Raw genomic sequence first — 17314 nt, forward strand, 5'->3', positions numbered from 1 at the left:
TTCAAAAACTAAACTGAATATGTTAAAAAAACAAGGACTTTACTTACCAGAATTTGAGCATGAAAACTGTGGCGCAGGGTTTATTTGTAACTTAAAAGGAGAAAAAACCAACCAAATTATACATGACGCTTTAGAAATACTAGTGCAGCTAGAGCATCGTGGCGGTGTAAGTTCAGATGGAAAAACAGGAGATGGTGCAGGACTTTTAATAGATATTCCACATGAATATTTTAAAAGAGTTTGTAAGTTTGATATTCCTAATCAAAGAGAATATGCAGTTGGAATGGTTTTTTTACCTAAAAAAAATAATCAATACCAATTTTGTAAAGATATATTTGAAAAAGAAATTAAAGAACAAGGTCTTTCTATTTTAGGTTGGAGAAAAGTTCCTGTAGATTCTTCTCAATTAGGCCCAATAGCATTGGCTTCAGAACCAACTATTGAGCAAATTTTCATCCCTAAACCAGAAAATACTTCCGACGAAAATTTTAAAGCTAAATTATATGCTGCTCGTAAAATTACTGAGCACGCGATTGCTGCTTCAAAAATGTCTGAAAGCTCATATTTTTATCTTCCAAGCCTTTCAACAACCACATTAATATATAAAGGTATAATTATGCCTGAAGATATTGGGCCTTATTATACCGATTTACAGCAACCTGATTTAGTAACTAGATTGGCTTTAGTACATCAGCGTTTTTCAACAAATACAATGCCTTCGTGGGAATTAGCACAACCTTTTAGATATATGTGTCAAAATGGTGAAATTAATACGTTGAGAGGAAACGTGAGTAGAATGCGTGTTCGTGAAGAAATCATGAGAAGTGATGTATTTGGACCGCAAATAGAAAAATTATTCCCAATAATTTTACCTGGAAAATCAGATTCTGCTTCTATGGATATGGTAGTTGAATTATTAACACATTCTGGAAGGTCTTTACCTGAAATTATGATGATGATGATTCCCGAAGCTTGGGAAAAACACAAAACAATGTCTGAAGAAAGAAAAGCTTTCTATGAATACAATTGTTGTATTATGGAACCTTGGGATGGCCCAGCTTCTGTTCCTTTTACAGACGGAGATTATATAGGTGCTTTATTAGATAGAAACGGATTAAGACCTTCAAGATATACTATTACAAAAAGCGGTAAACTAATTATGGCATCAGAAATTGGTGTTGTAAATATTGATCCTGCCGATGTTGAAGTTCATGGCAGATTAGAACCTGGAAAAATGTTTCTGGTAGACATGAACGAAGGAAGAATTATTAAAGATGAAGAAATTAAAAGTAAAATTGTTTCTGAAAGACCTTATAAAAAATGGTTAGATGAAACCAGATTGCACTTAAAAGATATTCCTTATGAAGGTGAAGTTTGTTCCGTAGAAACCATAGATTTAAAAACAAGGCAACGTTTATTTAATTACACTATAGAAGATATTCAGGAAGTAATTACACCAATGGCACTTAAAGGAAAAGAAGCTTTAGGTTCTATGGGGACAGATACTCCTTTGGCTGTTTTGTCAGACAAACCTCAACTAATTTCAAACTATTTTAAACAATTATTCGCTCAAGTTACAAATCCACCATTAGATGGAATTAGAGAAGAAATTGTAACAGATATTAGCTTAAACTTAGGTAAAGACAGAAATATTTTCAGTATTACAGAACGACAGTGTAGAAAATTAAGAATTCAAAACCCAGTTATTTCTAATAATGACTTAGAAAAAATAAGAACTGTTTCTGTTTTAAACTTTAAAGCCGAAACTTTTGAAATGCTTTATCAAAAAGATAAAGGATTAAATGGTTTAGAAGAAGCTTTAGATAATATAATTATTCAAGTTACAAAAGCAATTGATAATGGCGCAAATATTATTATTTTGTCCGATAGAGGCGTAAATAAAGAATTTGCACCAATTCCATCATTATTAGCATGTTCTTATGTAAACCACCAAATGAATCGTTTGCGTAAAAGATCTTATTTTGATATTGTTATTGAATCTGCGGAACCTCGTGAACCTCATCATTTTGCAACATTATTTGGCTATGGCGCAAGTGCCATAAATCCATATATGGTAAATGAAATTATTAGAATGCAAGTTCAAGAAGGGTTTATTAAAGATTTAACTGAACAACAAGCCGTTGACAATTTTAACAAAGCTATTGGATATGGTATTTTAAAAATAATGAACAAAATTGGAATCTCAACATTACATTCATATAGAGGTTCTCAAATTTTTGAAATTGTTGGATTCAACTCTGCTTTTGTTGAAAAATACTTCCCTTACACCGCTTCAAGAATTGAAGGTATTGGATTATATGAAGTTGAAAGAGAGATTAATGAAAGATATAAATATGCTTATCCAGACACTTTTATAAATAAACGTTTAGGTTTAAACATTGGTGGAGATTACAGATGGAGAAGAAATGGAGAAAAACATATGTTTAATCCAACAACCATTTCAAAATTACAACAAGCTGTAAGATTAAGTGATCAGGCAAGTTATGATATTTATGCTAAAGCAATAAACGAGCAATCTGAAAACTTAATGACAATTCGTGGTTTATTTGAGTTTGATAACTTTGATCCTATTCCGTTAAATGAGGTGGAACCTTGGACTGATATTGTAAAACGTTTTAAAACTGGAGCAATGTCTTACGGATCAATCTCTAGAGAAGCACACGAAAATTTAGCTATCGCAATGAACAGAATTGGTGGAAAATCAAATTCTGGTGAAGGTGGTGAAGATAGAAAACGTTTCCAAAAAGATATAAATGGTGATAGCAGAAACTCTGCAATTAAACAAGTAGCTTCAGGACGATTTGGAGTAACATCGCATTATTTAACAAATGCTCAGGAAATTCAAATTAAAATGGCTCAGGGAGCAAAACCTGGTGAAGGTGGACAACTACCTGGTGAAAAAGTTTTACCTTGGATAGCTGCAGCAAGAAACTCTACTCCATTTGTTGGATTAATTTCTCCTCCACCACATCACGATATTTATTCCATTGAAGATTTAGCACAATTAATTTTCGATTTAAAAAATGCAAATAGAGAGGCTAGAATTAACGTAAAATTGGTTTCTGAAGTTGGTGTTGGAACAATTGCAGCTGGAGTTTCAAAAGCAAAAGCTGATGTTGTTTTAATTTCTGGTTACGACGGAGGAACAGGCGCATCACCACTTACATCATTAAAACATGCGGGTTTACCTTGGGAACTTGGCTTGGCTGAAGCACAACAAACTTTAGTTTTAAATAACTTAAGAAGTAGAATTGTTGTAGAATGTGACGGTCAGTTAAAAACAGGTCGTGATGTAGCAATTGCAGCTTTATTAGGTGCTGAAGAATTTGGTTTTGCAACAGCGCCGTTAGTAGCTTCAGGTTGTATTATGATGCGTAAATGTCATTTAAATACATGTCCTGTTGGAATTGCAACTCAAGATAAAGAATTGCGTAAAAACTTTAAAGGAACTCCAGAACACGTAATTAATTTCTTCTATTATATTGCAGAAGAATTAAGAAACATTATGGCTGAATTAGGATTCAGAACACTAAATGAAATGGTTGGTCAAACACATAAAATAAATGCCAACAAAGCCATTACCCACTACAAAGCTAAAGGACTTGATTTATCTGCAATTTTACACAGACCTGCGAAATACAGTGAAATGACACTAAAGAATACTGAAAAACAAGATCATAATTTAGAAAACGTGATGGATTTCAAAATTCTAAAAGATTCACACAGAGCTTTATACAGAAAAGAAAAAATGACATTAGCGTATCCAATTGCAAATACAGACAGGTCTGTTGGAGCCATTGTAAGTAATGAAATTTCAAAAATATATGGTCATTTAGGCTTACCTGAAAACACCTTGAATATTAATTTTACCGGTTCAGCTGGTCAAAGTTTTGGAGCTTTTGGTGCATATGGATTAACTTTTACTGTTGAAGGAAATACCAATGATTATTTAGGAAAAGGATTATCTGGAGCTAAGTTAATTGTAAAGAAACCTACTTCAGCAACATTTTTAGCAGAAAAAAATGTAATTGTTGGAAACGTTTGTTTATTTGGTGCAGTAGCAGGTGAGGCTTTTATAAATGGTATGGCTGGCGAACGTTTCGCAGTTAGAAACTCTGGAGCAATTGCTGTTGTTGAAGGAGTTGGTGATCACTGCTGCGAATATATGACGGGCGGAAAAGTAGTTGTTTTAGGTAGCACTGGACGAAACTTTGCTGCAGGTATGAGTGGTGGAATTGCATACATTTATGATCCAGAAAATAAATTCATTAATGGATTGTGTAATACTGACACTATTGAATTTGAAGAAATAGCGCCTGAAGATGCACAAGATTTGAAAGCATTAATTGAAAAACATGTTCTTTATACCAACAGTAATCTTGGTAAAGAATTATTATCAAATTGGGAAACTAGCTTAAGTAGTTTTGTTAGAATTATGCCAATTGAATACAAACGTGCATTAAAACGTTTAGAAACAGAAGAACAAATGGTTGAAGAATTAACAGCATAGAACTATGGGGAAAGTAACAGGTTTTAAAGAATTTGAAAGAAAAGACGAAGCATATACTGATGTAAAAAATCGTGTAATGCATTATAAAGAATTTACAATTTCACTAAGTGAAACAGAAATAACTAAACAAGGTTCTCGTTGTATGGATTGTGGAATTCCATTTTGCCATAGTGGTTGCCCACTGGGAAATTTGATTCCAGATTTTAATCATATGGTGCATCAAGGAGAATGGCAAAAAGCATCTTGGATATTACATTCAACAAATAATTTTCCAGAATTTACTGGAAGATTATGCCCTGCACCTTGCGAAAAAGCATGTGTTCTTGGTATTATTGAAGATCCAGTTTCTATTGAAAATTTAGAGAAAAATATTGTAGAACGTGCTTTTAAAGAAGGATGGATTAAACCATTAATACCAAAATTAAGAACAGGAAAAACAATTGCTATTATTGGATCTGGCCCTGCTGGATTGGCTGCTGCTCAACAACTTAACAGAGCCGGACACACCGTTACAGTTTTTGAAAGAGATGATGAATTGGGAGGGTTATTAAGGTATGGTATTCCAAACTTTAAATTAGAAAAGGAAATTATTGATCGCCGTATTGCTATTTTAAAAGCAGAAGGAATTCTATTTCAAGTAAACGTGAACGTTGGTGTAAACTACAAAGTTGAGGAGCTAAAATCTTTTGATGCTGTTCTTTTATGCGGTGGAGCGACAGAAAGAAGGAGTTTACCAACTTTAGGAGCAGATGCAATTGGAGTTGTTCAAGCAATGGATTTTTTAACGCAACAAACCAAGGTTCTTTTTGGAAAAGAAGTGAAAGACCAAGTAGTAGCAACAAACAAAAATGTAATTGTAATTGGTGGTGGAGATACTGGTTCGGATTGTGTTGGAACATCTAATAGACAAGGAGCTAATTCAGTTACAAATTTTGAAATTATGCCGAAGCCTCCAGGACAACGCTCACCTTCAACACCTTGGCCATTTTGGCCGTTACAACTAAAAACTTCTTCATCACATGAAGAAGGTTGTGATAGAAACTGGTTAATAAATACGAAAGAATTTATTAAAGATGCTTCTGGAAAACTAACAGGATTAAAGACTGTAAATGTAGAATGGAAAATGGTTCCTGGCCAACGCCCTCAACTAATGGAAATTGAAGGTACTGAAAAAACTTGGCCTTGTGATTTAGCTTTATTAGCTTTAGGTTTTACTGGTCCAGAAAAAACAATTGCTGACCAACTGGGATTAAATCTTGATGAACGCTCAAATTATAAAGCAGCTGAAGGGAATTACCAAACAAACATTCCTAATATTTTTACTGCTGGTGATATGCGTAGAGGACAATCTTTAATTGTTTGGGCTATTTCTGAGGGACGAGAAGCTGCAAGACAAGTAGACATCTATTTAATGGGGAAATCTGATTTACCAACTAAAGGAAATGGAGATTTGTTAGGAGTATAAATCTAACTTCATTTTATCAAATAATTTAAAACACCTTTAGCTAATTGTTAAAGGTGTTTTTTTATTGTATAACAACTACCTAACAATCTGTACTTTATAAGAATTAAGCAACTTAAGTTACTTAATAACAATTAGATAGCTGATATTTATCATCAATTTCAAATCTTTACATTCCTATTTTTATAGTTGCGTAAAACACGTATTTTATAAATTTAAATAATACTAAAATGAAAAAAATTGTATTTCTTTTAATGCTATCAGCTATTATAATTTCTTGTAAAACAGAATCTAAACCCAACATTGATGAAAGTTCACAAACAGCTGAAGTTGAAGTTACAAAAACTCCAATTATTGCTTTAGGTGAATTTGATACAAAAGCAGGAGAATTTGTTAATAAAGAAGTTGAAGTTAAAGGAATTGTTGACCACGTTTGTAAACATGGAGGTAAAAAAATATTATTGGTTACAGATGATGGTGATGTTCATGTAAATTCTGATGAAAGGTTTGAAGAAACATTAAAAGGAACTGAAATTTCAGTAACTGGTACTGTTGTAGAAGAAAGAATTGACGAATCTTATTGTTTAAAAATGGATGAAGACAACATTAAAAGTCATTCTGAAGGTGTTTCAAACAAAGAACAATTTGAAGCTAAAAAGAAACACGTTCAACAATATAGAGACCAAATGAAGGCAAATAATGTAGACCATATTTCTTTATATTCATTAAAATATGTTTCTCATTCAGAAGCTGAATAAATCAAATTTTTTATGAAAAACATTCGAAAATGGAGTAGAATACTTCATAGAGATATTGGTTTCTTCTTTATTGGTACCACATTAATTTATGCTATTTCTGGAATTGCTTTAAATCATATGAGCGACTGGAACCCAAATTATTCTGTTGAAAACAAACAGTTTTCTACATCATTAAACTTGGAAAAAACAGCTTCATTAAAAACTAATATTTTAAAATTACTTGATGATATTGATAATAGAGATAATTATAAAAAACACTATTTTCCTTCACAAAATAATTTAAAAATATTTTTAAAAGGAGGTTCTTCAATTGTTGTAAATATAAAAAATGGTACTGGAAATGCTGAGTTTTTAAAAAGGCGTCCTATTTTTTATGAAGTAAATTACTTGCATTACAATCCTAATAAAATTTGGACGTGGTTTTCAGATATTTTTGCTGGGGCCCTTATACTATTTGCAGTAACATCATTATTTATGAATAAAGGAAAAAACGGATTAAAAGGTTGGGGTGGAATATATACCGCATTAGGTTTTTTAATTCCACTACTCTTTATAATCATATATGCTTAAAAAAATACGGCTGAAATTTAATTTCAGCCGTATTTCTTATTTATTCAATAACATAAAATCTACCAATACCATAGCAGCTAAAGCTTCTACAATAGGCACAGCTCTTGGCACAACACAAGGATCGTGACGACCTTTCCCATGCATTTCAACAATGTTACCACTTTTATCTATAGTTTGTTGCCCCTGCATTATAGTAGCTACAGGCTTAAAAGCAACTCTAAAATAAATATCCATTCCGTTACTTATTCCTCCTTGAATACCTCCTGAAAGATTGGTTTTAGTTGAGCCATCAGCGTTAAATATATCATTATGCTCACTACCTTTCATTTTTGCACCACAAAAACCACTACCATATTCAAAACCTTTCACTGCATTAATTGAAAGCATTGCTTTTCCTAGCTGTGCGTGTAATTTATCAAAAATAGGTTCTCCTAATCCCACCGGGACATTTTTAATGACACAAGTTACCGTTCCGCCAATAGTATCGCCTTTCTTTCTTATTTCATCAATCTTTTTAATCATTTTTTCAGCAACTTCATCATCTGGACAACGAACAATATTATCTTCCGTTTTAGAAAAATCTAAATCCTGATATGGCTTTTCTAAAAACAAATCACCAACTGATGACGTATATGCATTTATTTTAATTTCAGGAATTACTTGTTTTGCTATTGCTCCACCAACAACCCAATTAGCAGTTTCTCTTGCTGAAGTTCTTCCACCGCCTCTATAATCTCTAACACCATATTTCTTATCATATGTATAATCTGCATGAGATGGCCTATATGAATCTTTTATATGAGTATAATCGTTTGAACGCTGGTGTACATTATTAATTATAAATCCAATAGAAGCTCCAGTTGTTTTCCCTTCAAAAATACCTGAAAGAAACTGAACCTCATCTGGTTCTTTCCTTTGCGTAACAATTTTAGACTGACCAGGTTTTCTTCTATCCAACTCCGCTTGAATTTCCTCTAAGTCAAGATCAATTCCTGCAGGACAACCATCAATAACCCCACCAATAGCAGGTCCATGAGATTCTCCAAAAGTTGTTATCGTAAATATTTTTCCAAATGAATTAGACATAGTACTATTTTAGCGACAAATGTAAAAAAAGAATTTTACAGATCTGTTAATAATGTATTGAAATAAATTTAAAAAAACCACAACTTTATTGCCAAAATGATAACCATAACAATTAAAAATTTTTGTAATAACGTATCGCCTTTTTTAACTGACCACCTACTAGCTAACCACCCACCAATTGAATTTCCAATGGCTAAAATTAACCCCAATTTCCAATTAATTTTATCGCTATAAGCAAAAACTGCCACAGCTGAAATTGTAAAATTAAGGCAACCATAACCTTTATAGCATTACTTTTTACTAATGAAATATTATTAACGGATGATAATACAAACAGCATTATTATCCCTACACCTGCTTGAATAAAACCACCATAAACCCCAACAAAAAAGAATATTAATATACTTATCCATAAATGCTTACCAGTAGTTTTTTCAAGGCTATCCAATTGCTTATATTTTGATTTTAAAACCATAAACGCAACTACCATTATCATTATAACTGCTAAAATTTTATTGAAAGTCTCACCTTTAATATCTATAGCAATTTGAGCTCCCAAAATAGAACCAAACAAAGCAGAAATACCAATATAAATACTGAAAGGGAATGTAACTATTCCTTTACTTTTAAAACCAGCGGTAGTAAAAATACTTTGAAATAGAATTCCAATTCTGTTTGTTCCATTTGCAATATTTGGAGGTAAACCTAAAAAAATTAGAATTGGCAATGTTAATAATGATCCTCCACCAGCAATAGTATTTATAAAACCTGCAATAAACCCAATTGAAATTAAAATGAGTATTTGTAACGTAGCATCCATAAAATTAAATGATTAGCAAAAGTACTGTATTTATTTATGAAAAAAATTGAAAAAAAACACAAAAATATTTGAGCAAAAGAAAAAAGGTTTCTATATTTGCACCCGCATTCAGCGAATAGCTGATGAGACACTCAAGGAGAAATGGCAGAGTGGTCGAATGCGGCAGTCTTGAAAACTGTTGAGGGTCACACCTCCGGGGGTTCGAATCCCTCTTTCTCCGCAAAAAACCCTGTAAATCATTGATTTACAGGGTTTTATTTTTTAAGGCGACAGGATAGGTGATAATTCTAAAGTTGAAGTATTTCAAAAACATTTATTAATTAATCATTTAAATGCAATTATACGGCCGTTTAGTGGTTTGCAAATGTGCTTACTTTACGACCGGCATTGATTAGTTAAATTTTCCTGTTATTTGTGAAATATCAAAGTTTCCATTAATTTCTTGAACTTCAATTTTACCAAGTAAGATGTCAAAGAAGAGATTCCTTATTTTATCAAAAGTCAAAGTAACAGGTTCTCCCTTGGAATTAACACCCAAGTCATAATTTTTGAGTAATTGTGAACCCAAACTTGCTGCTGTTAGTAAAAAATGATTTTGAAATTTGTCCATATCCAATAAGTCAGCAGCCAAAACTTTACCAACAACAGTATAACTTCTTAATGTTTTCTGAGTTTCTTCATTAGTAAGCGTTGTTTTTACTGCGTCAAATTCAAGATTCATTTCAATTTTACCCGAATTAGCTCTCTGTTTCATGCCTTTATAAAGGGAACCTAAGTCAGCTAAACTTAAATTAAAGAATTTTGTACCTGGTATCATTACAATTTTCTCAATTGAAAAAGCACTTGGTAATAATAGCCATACTGCTTGTGAAGCTTTAATTGACGGAGTATTAAAAGTACCAACAATTGAATTTGTAATATCAATATTTTGAGTTGCAAATACGCCACCAATAACAACGCAATTCTGTAAAATAATTTCATCAGCGTAAATACTTCCTGCCACAAATGCATTGTAAAGCGTTACACTTTTAGCATTTATGTCTGAATAAAACATAATATTACATTTTGGCGCTCTGGAAACAATAGAGTTAGCTGAACCAACGCTCTTTTTGAAAGAGATATTACCAGTTGCTTCACTGTTTACATACAATTCAAGTTGCGTAAAAACAGCTCCTTTAATTTCAGAATCACCTTGTTGAATTTCTAGTTTATGTGCATAAACTGCTCCCTCAATAACTGAGTTTCCTTGAATTGTTATTGTTCTGTCAAGTTCTACTATTTTTTCAGGTAGTATTGAGCCTTTAACCAAATTATCTTTAAGTTGTATATTCGTCTCATTAAAACGAAGTTCTTTTAATTCTTTCATGTTTTTAAGTTTTAAATTTTTTGAAAATTAATTACTTTCATTGAGCCAAGATTGGCTATTTTCTGAATCATCTCTTTGACTCTTTCAGCATGCTGGTCAGCAGAGGAATATGACTTATTCAACTCAGAGTTAAAATACAAATTCAAATTGTCGTTATATTCCTTTGGAATAGCACTCCACGAATTTGACGCTTCAGCGAAATGTTCAATTATCTCACTTTTTTTATTGCTCTCTTGAAGTGCCGTTAAAAATGTGGGAGTAAACAAATTCTTAGCAATCTGATTTTTTTCGTTATTTGTCTCAATGAAACAAACAGGAGAAAATTTTTGATTATCAAAATTTTCATTCAACATACATCTTTGTATCGTATTGTTTAACTTTTTCTGTTGCCACAAAAAAACCTTTGCTTGATTCAAAGTGTCTAAAGCTCTTTTCTTTGCGATTGAAGTGCTAATTTTAGTATGCAAATCCCCACATTCACCGCTTAGAATGGCTGCTGTATTTACCAAGTCATTTTCAGATGTTCTTTTGCTTTGAGCATCCGTTTCTTTTTTAAAAACAAATGTTGGCTTATCTAATTCATGAATCCTATTTGATAATTCATTATTTAAATCATCAAAAATCTTAATATAGCGATTGGAAATCCTATTAAAATCTCCTTCCATCTGTTTCTTCTTGGTAAGGCAAGAATGAGCTAATTCTTTCAGATGCATTAATTGAGCATCAATATTCTGCGATAGTTCAGCCACTTGCTGACTAATTTCAGAACGGATATATCCAAAAAAACCTGAAATGATTGTACTTGCAACCTTTTTAGAGTTTTTATCAATTGAAACTAGTTGTGCAGCTTCAGTAGCTACAACAGCTCCAGTAAGTAAGTTGACATTTCTATTGCAATTTTCAACACTATTATCAAATGGATTAGTGTCTACATTGATATGTACATCTACTTCTTCGTATTCTGTCCCGCTAAAATGAGCCCTTCCTGACCCACCATTTTGAGAAGCTGGATAACTGTAGCTAACTGAACCTGAATAATGCACAGCTATCCTTTCTCTATAATTTCTAGTGTAACTCATATTTTTATCATTTAAATGGTTTGGAAATTATTAGATTGAAACAATTGCATAGCCAAATCCTTTACCCTTTGTGCTTTAGATGAAGAAGATAGTAATTTACTGAACTCATTTTTAATTTCAGAATTTGGAGCTGTCTTTTGTGACCATTCAACATTATTCATTTCAGTATAAGCAGAATTCTGAATTGCAGATTTTGAGAAATTATCTAACTCAACATCAGAAATAATTATCTCTATATTCTTGCTATCTGTTTTATCTCTGTTACACTCACAAATTACAATAGGTATAAAAATTGTTGCATTTTCCGCATATCTGTTGTCATTAATAAGGATTTGGTCTGTAAGTTTTTTCTGAGTATTCATTTCAAAAAGAAAACTTCTCATAGAGTTGATTACATTTAGTCCTTTGAGTTTAATATTTGAAGCAACGATTCTCTGACTTAATGAAATCGATTCTAACTGTGTTATAGGTATTGATGCTGTCAGATATTTAGTTCTGTTGGAAACTTTATCAACTTCTTTAATTGCAAAATCAATTGTTGGCTTATCTAGCTCAAAAACTCTTTGTTTTAGATTTGCATTAAGTCCATTAAAAAGTTTACCATATCGCCCTGCAATCATATTGTAATCACGTTGCATTCTGTTTTTAATGCTTAACAAAGCATTTTTTTGCTGAACTAGCTGCATTAAGTTAGAATCAACATCGCTTTGCAGTTTAGCCATCTTCTGCGATATTTGGGAGCGTATTAGTGAATAAAACCCCTTATTCACATTGTTGCAAACATGATCGGCTGCTTTTTCTTCTGCGAAAATAACAGCAGTTTGCATAGCTACCACAGCGCCAGTTGTTGCGTTCACATGATGCGAAACGCTTCTGATTTCTTCTGCCATTGGCTTTGTATCTACCGTATAATTAAATGTTGCCATAATTTTTAATTTTAAATGAGTTTAATTATTTGTTTTATTATCGCCCTCATCTTCATTCTCGTTTGCATTCCCTTGCAGAAACAGTATTGTCCATATGGCATTATCTCTATCAAATTCTTCATTGGGTTTAATATTCCATTTATTCATAATTTCTACTATCTCAGAATCTGATAATTCTTCAAGCTCCTCTTTTGTGTAAATCTCCGCATCTGTTTCCTGCTCTTCATCACTTTCCACTTCATCGGATTCTAAATTTTCTTCATTATTCTCTTCACCTAACGAATGTTCTTCTTCGCTCCTAATAACTTCTTCATCAGAGCTCAAAATAGCAGCATTATCATCAACTACTTCTTCAATAACGGAAGTACTGCTAGCAATATCTGCAGCTTCTTCAACATTTGTAGTTGGGTCCAAAACTAAATCTTCATCAAGTTCTCTCAATGTGTTCTTTGCAATACTTGGTAAATTTAAAGAGATATGATCGTAAGTAATATCTTCAACATTAGGTTTTGGAGGCATTTCTGATGTTTTAGCAAACAATGGATTTACTGTAATTAAAGGCTTTCTCCTTTCGTCAAGTTCATGCACTTCGCTACTTGCAACTGCAATATCTTTTGAATTACCATCTCTTAGTAAAGCATCATAATAATCTATATGCTCAAATTTTCCTGCTTTAACATCAATATCCTCTTTTAGACGTTCCATATAGCTCTCAAAATCCATCTGAACATTTTCGAATTCTTTAGATTGTAATTCAAATGCCGCAAATACTTCTGCGGAATTTTCAGTAGCAGTTACAACTGTTGAATCAAGCGAACCACCTGATTTAGCCATGCTGTCTTCTGTTTTCTTTAAAGAAGTTAAGGTATTGTATGCTGCAACATAATCTCGTAAACTGGCACGCATTAAATTAATTAAGTCTGCACTTTCAGCACGATTTCTGCCATAGAAATCTTCAGTATCTTGATGCCATTTGTTTAGGTAACTAATTTTTTGACCTTTAATATGATTGTAGATTTTTAATCTTTCAATTCTTGTTTCATTCATTAAGTTTTGAACTATAGGCGCAACAATTTCTTCATGAATTTGATGAACCCCAAATGGGAAATTTGTAGTGCTTCCATCTTCTGCTGTCCAAGTATCTGAAAGTAAATTGTATCTAACTTTTGAACTTTCTTTTAATTGAAAAGGAACATAATCACTTACTGCTTCGGCATAATTGAAATTTTCATTTTTTATCCTTTCAATTTCAGATGCCTCTAATACAGGTGAATAGTGATTATAAGGTGATTTTAATATTTTATAAAGTACCTTATTTGATTCAAATACAATTTTGTCAGTAGAAGCTACTTTAAGTGCGGAAATTGCTTGAACTGAGCTAGCCATTGTAACCATTAAGCCCCTTAATACATCCTCAAATTGAGCAGAATGTCTTGAAAGCGAATCTTTAAGTTTGTTCAGCTCTTGAAATTTAGCAATATCATCCTTGTGTTTTTCAGTATTAAAAACCTCAAAAACGGGCGAACCTTCAGGAACTTCATTTGTTGAAAACTCTTTTAAGAAATTCAAATAACTGCTTTCATTTGCAACTAGAGGCAATGAAACCGAAGTAACATCTAAATCGTCCATGCAGTATGAAATAGTCCGCAAAGACCTTTCTAATTTTCCAAAATAATCGTGTTGGTTAATTTGCTGCATTGAAGTAGAATATTGGGCGGTTTCAATTTCTTCAATTTCAACTGATGATTCTACTAAAGGAGCTTGGGCTGATAAATTTTCCAAACTCGAAATAGTTTCAATTAATAAATCATTTTGTCTTGAAAGTTGCAATTTAACTTCTGACTCATCAACCATTCCTGTATAGTCGACTATAAAGCTTTTACTTTCATATTTTATTTGGTCTGCAACTGGCACATAAGCAACACCCAATTTACTTACTTTATAATCACGGAAAATTTCCTTGTGTAGTTTTTTAAATTCATTTACTCTTTCATCAAGTACCACAATTTGTTTTATTAATCCGCTTTCTTTAATCATGAAATAGATAAAAGGAATTATCAAAATGCAAAGCACCCATTTCCATAATTTGGCTTTTGCCAAATCCTGATTTAAAACGCTTTTTTCTTCTTCGAGTTTCACAATTTCTTTTTCAATGCGTTCTTCTTCTTGTACTATTTTTTCAGCCATTTGCTGATAATAGTTAAATAATATCTTCGCTTGGTCTTGGAAAATATTACTTGTTTCAGGGAAAATTTTACCTTTCATACTTTTTAAATTTTTAGATTTATATTAATTGGAAAAAACTTGTTTTCTTTCTATTAAAGTGCGATTACAATTCTGTATCTTGTCGTTTATTTTTTCGAGATCCAAAGGAATATCAAAAAAACAACCATTTAACACTCTCATTTCTTCAACAAACTTTGCTTCAAGTTCATTAGCATTTCTATTATTAGATGGAGAAAGAAAGCGAAGATTCTCCTGCAAATCCTTTAATTTATTAATAATGTCCATTGGGATATTTTTCATCTGATCAATTTTTAGCTGAACTTCTTTAGTCGCTTTTTTCATTTCATCAATCCTGTCACGATTTAGTTTTTCCTCTACATAAACTTCTTGAATTTTATCTGAAGAAGAAAAAGCCAAGAAAAAACCTATTAATAAAAAGAAAAATAAAATTCCCTGAATTATGATTTGGCTTGTAAAATGAATAGGTTTTACAGAATTGAATACTATCATTGCGCCAATAGCAAGTAGCATATAAAAAAAAGTGAAAAACCATCGCAGTCCGATTGAACCAATAGTTTTTTGAGATTTATCTTTAAAATTTACCCATGGTACAAAAATATCAATAAATAGGAGGCTGTAAGTTATTGTTGATACTACAATGGTCAACGTAAGTATTTCGGTTTGAACATTTCTTCCAAAATGTAGGAAACAAAGAATCAGTAATGCCTCGCCAAATATGACGAGCAATAGAGAAAATATTTTTTTGGTATTCATAATTTTTATATTTTAAAAGTTATCTTTTTTGTCCGCACTTCGGACAGAATTTAGTTGATGGTGCTAATTGAGTACTGCAGCGTGAACATTTATCATCCGCTTGCTGTTTTCCACAATTTCCACAAAAGCTACTTCCAGCAGCAAGGGGTGTATTACAATTAGTACATAAAACTGTTTCACTTTGGAGCTGAGTACCACAACTCACACAGCGTTGTGCACTTTTGTCATTATCTGTTCCGCATTTTGGACAAGCGTCATAAGGATCGCCACAATGAGAACAGAAACGATGGGAACTTGGAAATTTCTTTGAGCAATTTGAACAATAAACTTCTCTTATTTGATTTACGGGTTGATTTGTTCCTCCTTGTTGTCCTTGATTAGTGCTTACAAAGGCTGGCTGATTATATTGAGGCTGCATTACCCCTCCACTTGCACCGCCTAAACCACCCATCATATTTGTTGCAATTACAGCTCCCATTATTCCAGAATTACTATTAGCTAAACCGTCAACAGCATCTTTTGCAACGTCAAATGCTTTTTCTTGTTGCCAAGTGTAACCCCCGATTGATTGAGCACTTTGCCTTGAAATTGCATCTAAAACTCTTCTGCCCACCTCCGTTGTGCTGTCAACTTCAATACTTGTAACATAAAATTTTGTCAATTCTAAACCAAGATTTTCCCAAAACGGAAGCATAATAGTTTTTAAATGTTCTGAAATATTATCTAAATGAGCTGAAATTTGCTTTAGCCCTATTTTGTTATTTATCATGAACTGCAAAATCGTAGATTTTGTTTTTGTAGAAAATTCTCCAAAAAATTGGTCTGTCAGGTCATTTTGGTCAAATGAATTCTTAGCCCCAACAATCTTGATAAGAAATCTTTCAGAATCATTAATTTTTAAACCATATCTACCATTTGAAATAAGAGGAATACCTGTATTGTAGTCAGTATCATGAATATCCATTCTGTCTATCGACCAATCAATATTATAAGGTTGTAATTTATTTACAAACCAAACTTCTGCTGTGAATGGATTTTTACTACCAAATGGCAAACCGTATAAACTTCTAAGAATAGGTAAGTTTTCGGTATTTAAGGTATGCTTACCTGGACCGAATTTCCCAACAATTTGCCCTTTTGAGAACAAAATTGCTTCTTGCGATTCTTGCACAATAAGCTGTGTATATGTGCTAAGATTCGTCTCTGGAAACCTATAAGCATATATGGTTTGATTTCCTTGAGGAGTCCAACGTACTAGATCAATTATTGCCATAATTATTTAATTTAAAGTTTATACTTGTTAATTTGATTTTTTCATGTGGGTTAGTAAGAAATGGTTCTTTGACTTTTGCGCAGCATTACTTTGAGTGTCGGGAAAAAAGGTAATGTGCCATTTATGTGTTGGCTCTTAAAAAACAAAAATGTGGGTAGTAAAACATAAAACTTTATAGGGTCGGAAAGTGTGGTCGGCAGTCATTCCGATTTGTCTTTGTTTTCTATCTTTGTAAGCGGTATTGTCAATTTTCATGTCGCTATCTTTTTTCTTAAACTTGTCGCTAACTATACATATCCATAATAAATATTCTCTTATCCATTTAAATCTTTGGAATAAAACAATATTTAGCTTATCCCAATAACTAATTAACTTTTAAGATACTCCACAACAAACATCTGAAACTATGAATAGTTTAGTTCATATAAATTTAAAATGTATGG

Annotated in this window: 11 protein-coding genes, 1 tRNA gene and 1 pseudogene; 5 read left to right on the forward strand and 8 right to left on the reverse strand. The window is 32.3% G+C overall.

Translation table 11 applies throughout. The annotated features are described in order from the left end of the window. Nucleotides 1–19 precede the first annotated feature (19 nt). The 4 genes from gltB (at nucleotide 20) to JEY78_RS09815 (ending at nucleotide 7321) form a co-directional block, all read left to right on the forward strand. Nucleotides 20–4531, forward strand: a complete 4512-nt coding sequence (gene gltB, locus JEY78_RS09800; RefSeq protein ID WP_291850280.1) for a glutamate synthase large subunit — start codon at nucleotides 20–22, stop codon at nucleotides 4529–4531. A 4-nt stretch (nucleotides 4532–4535) separates the two neighbouring features. Then, the gene (locus JEY78_RS09805) at nucleotides 4536–5996 is read left to right on the forward strand and encodes a glutamate synthase subunit beta (RefSeq protein ID WP_291850283.1); all 1461 of its coding nucleotides are present in this window, start codon (nucleotides 4536–4538) and stop codon (nucleotides 5994–5996) included. Nucleotides 5997–6223: 227 nt separating this feature from the next. After that, nucleotides 6224–6751 carry a hypothetical protein gene (locus JEY78_RS09810; RefSeq protein WP_291850286.1) on the forward strand — a complete coding sequence of 176 codons (528 nt, stop codon included), beginning with the start codon at nucleotides 6224–6226 and terminating at the stop codon, nucleotides 6749–6751. 12 nt (nucleotides 6752–6763) lie between these two features. After that, the gene (locus tag JEY78_RS09815; RefSeq protein ID WP_291850289.1) at nucleotides 6764–7321 is read left to right on the forward strand and encodes a PepSY-associated TM helix domain-containing protein; all 558 of its coding nucleotides are present in this window, start codon (nucleotides 6764–6766) and stop codon (nucleotides 7319–7321) included. Nucleotides 7322–7357: 36 nt separating this feature from the next. Here JEY78_RS09815 and aroC read toward each other — a convergent pair whose 3' ends face one another. Together aroC and JEY78_RS09825 are read right to left on the reverse strand one after the other, a co-directional pair. Next, complete coding sequence (aroC, locus tag JEY78_RS09820; protein WP_291850292.1) at nucleotides 7358–8407, reverse strand: chorismate synthase; 1050 nt, start codon at nucleotides 8405–8407, stop codon at nucleotides 7358–7360. Nucleotides 8408–8475: 68 nt separating this feature from the next. Beyond that, nucleotides 8476–9227 (reverse strand): annotated as a pseudogene (locus JEY78_RS09825) (sulfite exporter TauE/SafE family protein). Nucleotides 9228–9362: 135 nt separating this feature from the next. On the opposite strand from JEY78_RS09825, the gene JEY78_RS09830 reads away from it, so the two are divergent. After that, a tRNA-Ser gene (locus JEY78_RS09830) sits at nucleotides 9363–9447 on the forward strand. Nucleotides 9448–9618: 171 nt separating this feature from the next. Here the strand turns inward: JEY78_RS09830 and JEY78_RS09835 are convergent. Genes JEY78_RS09835 through JEY78_RS09860 form a run of 6 tightly spaced genes read right to left on the reverse strand, consistent with a single transcriptional unit; the run spans nucleotide 9619 to nucleotide 16871 of the window. After that, the gene (locus tag JEY78_RS09835) at nucleotides 9619–10593 is read right to left on the reverse strand and encodes a hypothetical protein (protein ID WP_291850294.1); all 975 of its coding nucleotides are present in this window, start codon (nucleotides 10591–10593) and stop codon (nucleotides 9619–9621) included. 11 nt (nucleotides 10594–10604) lie between these two features. Further along, a complete protein-coding gene (locus JEY78_RS09840) occupies nucleotides 10605–11672 on the reverse strand; it encodes a hypothetical protein (protein ID WP_291850297.1) in 1068 nt (355 codons plus the stop codon). Nucleotides 11673–11683: 11 nt separating this feature from the next. Next, nucleotides 11684–12598: a hypothetical protein gene (locus JEY78_RS09845; RefSeq protein ID WP_291850300.1), complete on the reverse strand. Its 915-nt coding sequence runs from the start codon at nucleotides 12596–12598 to the stop codon at nucleotides 11684–11686. A gap of 21 nt (nucleotides 12599–12619) precedes the next feature. Continuing rightward, complete coding sequence (locus JEY78_RS09850) at nucleotides 12620–14863, reverse strand: hypothetical protein (protein ID WP_291850303.1); 2244 nt, start codon at nucleotides 14861–14863, stop codon at nucleotides 12620–12622. A gap of 24 nt (nucleotides 14864–14887) precedes the next feature. After that, nucleotides 14888–15598: a hypothetical protein gene (locus JEY78_RS09855; RefSeq protein WP_291850305.1), complete on the reverse strand. Its 711-nt coding sequence runs from the start codon at nucleotides 15596–15598 to the stop codon at nucleotides 14888–14890. A gap of 19 nt (nucleotides 15599–15617) precedes the next feature. Beyond that, nucleotides 15618–16871: an SPFH domain-containing protein gene (locus tag JEY78_RS09860; RefSeq protein ID WP_291850309.1), complete on the reverse strand. Its 1254-nt coding sequence runs from the start codon at nucleotides 16869–16871 to the stop codon at nucleotides 15618–15620. Nucleotides 16872–17314: the final 443 nt, after the last annotated feature.

It is taken from the genome of Lutibacter sp. (assembly GCF_016342705.1).
GTDB lineage: Bacteria > Bacteroidota > Bacteroidia > Flavobacteriales > Flavobacteriaceae > Lutibacter.